The sequence below is a fragment of the Mesorhizobium sp. M4A.F.Ca.ET.050.02.1.1 genome, assembly GCF_003997725.1.
Taxonomy (GTDB): domain Bacteria; phylum Pseudomonadota; class Alphaproteobacteria; order Rhizobiales; family Rhizobiaceae; genus Mesorhizobium.
This window is the reverse complement of record NZ_RZSG01001001.1, coordinates 1-1,918: the sequence shown is the minus strand read 5'-3', so window position 1 is coordinate 1,918 and position 1,918 is coordinate 1. Positions and strand designations below refer to the sequence as shown.

Annotated in this window: 1 protein-coding gene and 1 pseudogene; both read left to right on the top strand. The window is 56.2% G+C overall.

What is annotated here, in order from left to right:
* On the top strand, positions 1 to 1,058 hold a 1,058-nt coding region (locus EOA33_RS34220; RefSeq protein ID WP_127407618.1), incomplete at its 5' end, for an aspartate aminotransferase family protein.
* A 541-nt stretch (positions 1,059 to 1,599) separates the two neighbouring features.
* Positions 1,600 to 1,918: pseudogene (locus EOA33_RS39955) on the top strand (hypothetical protein); the annotation flags it as partial.

Here is a 1,918-nt window from a genome sequence, read left to right as displayed (position 1 = left end):
CGAACAGCGGATCCGAGGCCGTCGAAACAGCAGTGATGATGGCCCGGCAATATTTCGTCGAGATTGGACAGCCTCAGCGCAAGAAGGTGATTGGACGTCGGGCTAGCTTCCACGGCGGCGGACTGACGGGACTGGGCGTCGGCTATCAGCTCATGCGACGAGCCCCGTTTGAGGACGTTCTTGCGAATGTTTTCCATATTTCGCCATGCTACGAGTATAGAGGTAAGCAGGAGGGGGAAACAGCAGAGGAATACGGGTTGCGCGTAGCCAATGAGTTGGAAACTGCGATCCTCGGACTAGGCCCCGACACGGTGATGGCCTTCGTCGCCGAAACGGTGACCGGCACGACAAACGGCGCAACGCCGGCTGTACCAGGCTACTTCAAGCGAATACGAGAGATTTGTGACAAATACGGCGTCCTGCTCGTCCTGGACGAAATTTTTTGCGGCCTCGGCCGAACAGGCACGTTGCACGCCTGCGAGCAGGATGGGATTGCTCCTGATTTCTTGACTTTCGCAAAGGGTGTTGCTGCCGGTTACCAGCCAATCGGCGCGACCATGGTCAATACGAAGGTTTACGACGCAATTGTCTCCGGTTCAGGTACATATAAGGGCGGATACACCTATTCAGGCCACGCAGTTGCTTGCGCGGCCGCTATCGCTGTTCAACACATCCTACGCGGTCCTGGCTTCTTGGATAATGTAAAGAAAACTGGAAACCTGCTTTCTAATCGGCTGAACGAGAGGTTCGGGCAGCATGAACATGTCGGTAACGTTCGCGGGCGCGGCATGTTGATGACACTGGAACTCGTGGAAGATCGGAACACGAAAACGCCCTTTGCCGCATCGCGGGCCCTTAGTGCGAAAATCTACCAAAATGCGCAGGCGAGAGGTCTCATCACACACGCCCTGAGCGGCACGGTTGACGGTTATGTGGGCGATCACGTTGTTGTTTGCCCGCCGTTGATTGCAACGGGCGACAATATCGACACGATCGTCGGATTGCTCGGTGATTCCATCGATGCAGCCATTCAAGAAGTTCGCGCGAAGGCGGCCTGACTGCAGATCAACGGCAAAATGCTCTAACCCCAGGGGCATCGCGGAAACAAACCCGCGGTGCACCAGTCTCGATCGAATGTACTTAGCGGCGCAAATGAAACTTTGGAGCAGAACTTCGGTGGCATAATGTGTGGAGTTGCGCGCTTTGTCGCTCTGCTCGCAGCTCATTCTCTTGAAGCAAGTGGCTTTGCGCCGGAAGGAGCTTGGTCTTTCGAGCTCCGCTTGGCCGGCGCGTCACTGCGGCGACGATCGGGCAATTGTCTCTGGTGGGCGCGCCGGTGATCCCAAGCGTTGTGGTCCGTCGGTGGAATCTCGTTCCAGAAATGGAACGATCGCCAAGGAGGGGAGCAGACAAAAAATGCGAGCCAATCCGCTGCCAATCAACCGGCGAAAAGAACACCACGCTTCCTCTCCTGGATTTGGTTGCCGAATGAGATGCGCCTGGCCTCATCAGGCCGGAAGGCCTATGGGCGATCGCAATCTCGTTTGCTCCGTCAACCTCAGCAACTGTCGTTCTTGAAGGGCCTTTAGGTCGAGAACAGTGGCTGCTGTTCCACCAAGCAGTGAAAACGACGAAACGGGGAATGAAATGAAATCGTCGCGTAAATCAAGTTCACAGCATCTAGCATTTTTAGGCATGAGCGCTGCTCTTGCGCTCCTGGGCTCAGCAGCTGCTGCCGCCGACCTTAAGGGGAGGGAAGCAGTGATCTGGAGTCCCGGCGGAAAGTATACGACTGCCCTTGAAAAAGCCTACATTAGGCCGTTTGAGGCAGAGACTGGCGCCAAGATCAAGCTCATCGAGGCGGATCTAGATCAGGCAATGGCTGCCGCGGCTGCACAAGTTCGCTCGGGAACCGTGC